Below are 3,326 nucleotides of genomic sequence, written 5' to 3' on the forward strand. Positions count from 1 at the left end.
GACTTCGCCACCGCCGAGGGCGCGCCGTCGATCGGCCGGCTGGAGGCCGCCCGCGCCCTGTCGCGGCTGGAGGTCGACGAGGCGGGGCTGGACAGCCTGGATCGCCGCTTCCTGAAGGCCCTGATCGAGAACTACGGCGGCGGCCCTGTCGGCATGGATACCCTGGCGGCGGCGATCGCCGAGGCGAAAGACGCGGTCGAGGACGTCATCGAGCCCTATCTGCTGCAGCAGGGCTTCATCCAGCGCACGCCCCGCGGCCGCATGGCCTGCGCGCGGGCCTATGCGCATCTGGGGCTGTCCGAACCGCCCAAGGCGCCGCAGGCCGGGGACCTGTTCGGCGGGAAGTAGGGCTCGTCGCTTCCGTTCGGGCGCGAACCCCGGCATGGTCCGCTCATGGTGAGGGTATGACGCGCCGGAGATTTTCGACCGATCGGCAGATCGCCGTCCTGGGCGTCGCGGTGCTGGCGCTGGGCGTGCTGATCGCCTGGCTGGTCAGCCAGAACGGCTTCGGTCCCCGGGAGCCCTCGCCCGAGGCGCGCGCCCGCGCGCAGGTGCGCGAGCACCTAGGGCGTCAGGCGCGCATCAGCTACACCGAACTGGGCGGCCGGCGGGCGGTCTGCGGCTACATCGCCGACCGGGGCCAGGTGGTCGCCTTCATCTCGCGCCCCAACCGCCTGATGCTGGAGACCGATCCGCTGAAGCGCGAGTTCGACCAGATGCAGGCCGACCTCTGCCCCGGCTTCCTGAAGCGTCCCAGAGAGATCCAGGGCTCATGACCGACCACCCCACCGCAGGCCGGTTCGAGGGGCGCGAGCATCGTCTGCCGGTGCGCGTCTACTACGAGGACACCGACTTCACCGGCCTGGTCTACCACGCCAACTACGTCCGCTATTTCGAACGGGGGCGGTCGGACGCCCTGCGGCTGATGGGGGTTGGGCACGCCGAGCTGCTGGACGGCGACCAGCCGATGGCCTTCGTGGTCTCCAAGATGGAGCTGCGCTTCCTGAAGCCTGCGCGCATCGACGACGCGCTGGTGGTGCGCACCTGGTACCAGTCCGTGAAGGGGCCGCGCCTGCTGATCGAACAGGAGGTCGCGCGGGGAGGGGACGCGCTTTGCCGGGCCGAGGTCGAGGTGGTCTGCATCCACATGGACGGACGGCCGCGTCGGCCGACCCGGCTGCTCGTCGACAAGATCGGCCCCTGGCTGGCCGCCAACGAAAGGACCGTCTGATGGCCCAGAACCCGCAGATGACCGAGCGCCAGGGCTGGACCCTGCTGATCACCTTCGGCCTCCTGGCCCTGCTGCTGGTGGGCGGCGGGCTGGTCGGCTGCCCCTACTACAAGGTCTGGGAGCGCCGGATGGCCGGCCAGGCCGAGCTTCAGTACCAGCAGGGCGCCCGTCAGGCGCTGATCGCCCAGGCGGCGGCCGAGGACGAGGCGGCGATCAAACGCGCCGAGGCGGCGACGCGGCGGGTGCGCGGCTGGGCCGACGCCGCCAAGCGCGGCTGCGTGGACCTGGGCCGCCCGAACGACGTGGCGTGCGAGAACCAGCTGCTGCGCGACGCGGCGACCTACTCCATCGCCAAGGAAGGGCACGAGGGGGTGATCATCAGCGTCGGGGCGCCGGTCTCGGTCGCCGTCCAGCCCGAAACGCGCCGCCCCGTCGAGTAGCGGGACGGAAAATTCCCGCCTCGCGATCCTGTCATGTGCAGACAGGCCACAGCCAAGCTACACCCCCGCTGAAGCCGCCGTCGACGGACGGAATCGCCACAGAACCGCCACGACCGTCCGCTGCACAGGGGCGGACAGACCGCAAGGACGCCTGAATGACCCTCGCCGCCGAAGCCTCGATGCTGAACCCCGTGGACCTGTTCCTGCGGGCGGATTTCGTCGTGAAGGCGATCATGGTCGGCCTGGCCGGCGCCTCGATCTGGTCGTGGGCCGTGATCATCGACAAGGCCCTGCGTTTCGCCTCGCTGAACGGCCAGGCCGCCGCCTTCGAAAAGGCGGTGGGGTCGGGCCGGTCGCTGGAGGAGATCGCCAACCAGGCGGGCCCCAACCCGGCGCATCCCCTTCCCCGGATGCTGGTCATCGCCCTGGCCGACTGGCGCGAGGCGCGCACGCGTGGGCCGCTGACCGAAAGCCAGGGCAACATGCTGATGGCGCGCATCGACCGGGCGCTGGACAGCCTGATCGCGCGCGAGGGCCAGCGGGTCGAGAACGGCCTGGGCGTGCTGTCGGTGGTCGCCACCTCCTCGCCCTTCATCGGCCTGTTCGGCACGGTCTGGGGGATCATGAACGCCTTCGGCGCCATCGCCTCGGCCGGCAACACCAATCTGACGACCGTGGCCCCGGCGATCTCGGAGGCTCTGTTCGCCACGGCCATCGGCCTGTTCGCGGCCATTCCGGCCTACATCGCCTACAACAAATTCTCGATCGACGCGGGCAAGTTCACCGGCCGGCTGGAAAGCTTCGCCGACGACCTGCAGGCCGCGGTGGCGCGCCGGTTGGGCGCGCCCCGGTCGAAACCCGCCGGGAGGTCTGAGCCATGGCGCTGGGCGGAGGCGGCGGCGCGGGCGGGCACGTCCGGGGCCGCAGGCGGGCGCGCAAGCGGCCCCTGAGCGAGATCAACGTCACGCCGCTGGTGGATGTGATGCTGGTGCTGCTGATCATCTTCATGATCTCGGCGCCGCTGCTGACGGTGGGCGTCCCGGTGGAGCTGCCCCAGACCGAGGCCGCGGCCGTCGAGGCGTCCGATGAACCGGTCTCTGTCTCCATCGACCGCAACGGCGCCATGTTCGTCGGCGAGCGCGAGGTGCGCTGGGAGAACCTGACCCTGCGCGTGGCCCAGGAGGCCGGTCCCAACGGCCGCGAGAAGCCGATCTTCGTGCGCGCCGACGGTCGCGCCCCCTACCAGGCCGTGGCCCGGGTGATGGCGCGCCTATCGTCCGAGGGCTTCACCAAGCTGAACCTGATCACCGACACCGCGCCCGCGGCGGGGGAAGGCTGACGGCGTGGAACGGCCTGGCGCCTCGCTCGTCGGCTCGGTCGTCGTCCACGCCCTGGTGGTGGGGGGCGTCTGCGCCTCGTTGTTCCTCGGCCTGGGCGGGAAGCCGCCGCCGAAGATGATCAACGCCGTGCCGGTGCAGATCGTCTCCGAGACGGTGGTCCTGGGCGCGCCCGCCGACAATCCCAGCGAGGAGCCGGTCACCGAAGACTCTTCCAGCGCTCCGGTCGAAACCGTTCCCGAGCCGACTCCGCCGCCGCCGGAACCGACCCCCCCGCGCCCCACGCCGCCGCGCCCGCCCGAGAAGGCCGTGACGCCG

6 protein-coding genes and 1 pseudogene are annotated in these 3,326 nt (G+C 71.2%); all 7 read left to right on the top strand.

Going from position 1 to position 3,326, the window contains the following annotated elements; all coding sequences use genetic code 11:
• Positions 1–348, top strand: a 348-nt coding sequence (locus tag AC2W7C_RS15375; protein WP_486002189.1) for a Holliday junction DNA helicase RuvB C-terminal domain-containing protein, incomplete at its 5' end; no start/stop codon positions are given.
• A 56-nt stretch (positions 349–404) separates the two neighbouring features.
• Positions 405–776: a hypothetical protein gene (locus AC2W7C_RS15380; protein WP_486002190.1), complete on the top strand. Its 372-nt coding sequence runs from the start codon at positions 405–407 to the stop codon at positions 774–776.
• Positions 773–1,231, top strand: a complete 459-nt coding sequence (gene ybgC, locus AC2W7C_RS15385) for a tol-pal system-associated acyl-CoA thioesterase (RefSeq protein WP_486002191.1) — start codon at positions 773–775, stop codon at positions 1,229–1,231. The genes AC2W7C_RS15380 and ybgC overlap by 4 nt, the downstream gene beginning before the upstream one ends.
• Complete coding sequence (locus tag AC2W7C_RS15390; protein WP_486002192.1) at positions 1,231–1,671, top strand: hypothetical protein; 441 nt, start codon at positions 1,231–1,233, stop codon at positions 1,669–1,671. The genes ybgC and AC2W7C_RS15390 overlap by 1 nt, the downstream gene beginning before the upstream one ends.
• Positions 1,672–1,826: 155 nt before the next feature.
• Positions 1,827–2,621: a protein TolQ gene (tolQ, locus tag AC2W7C_RS15395; RefSeq protein ID WP_486002193.1), complete on the top strand. Its 795-nt coding sequence runs from the start codon at positions 1,827–1,829 to the stop codon at positions 2,619–2,621.
• Positions 2,549–3,010, top strand: a complete 462-nt coding sequence (locus AC2W7C_RS15400; protein WP_486002194.1) for an ExbD/TolR family protein — start codon at positions 2,549–2,551, stop codon at positions 3,008–3,010. The genes tolQ and AC2W7C_RS15400 overlap by 73 nt, the downstream gene beginning before the upstream one ends.
• Before the next feature lie 4 nt (positions 3,011–3,014).
• Positions 3,015–3,326 (top strand): annotated as a pseudogene (locus AC2W7C_RS15405) (hypothetical protein); the annotation flags it as partial.

The organism is Brevundimonas sp. CURTG3B2_SDJG (genome assembly GCF_057364705.1).

Excerpts from the sequence above, each read along its gene's own strand:
- AC2W7C_RS15390 (WP_486002192.1), top strand. The coding sequence starts at position 1,231 with ATGGCCCAGAACCCGCAGATGACCGAGCGCCAGGGCTGGACCCTGCTG.
- tolQ (WP_486002193.1), top strand. The coding sequence starts at position 1,827 with ATGACCCTCGCCGCCGAAGCCTCGATGCTGAACCCCGTGGACCTGTTC.
- AC2W7C_RS15380 (WP_486002190.1), top strand. The coding sequence starts at position 405 with ATGACGCGCCGGAGATTTTCGACCGATCGGCAGATCGCCGTCCTGGGC.
- AC2W7C_RS15400 (WP_486002194.1), top strand. The coding sequence starts at position 2,549 with ATGGCGCTGGGCGGAGGCGGCGGCGCGGGCGGGCACGTCCGGGGCCGC.
- ybgC (WP_486002191.1), top strand. The coding sequence starts at position 773 with ATGACCGACCACCCCACCGCAGGCCGGTTCGAGGGGCGCGAGCATCGT.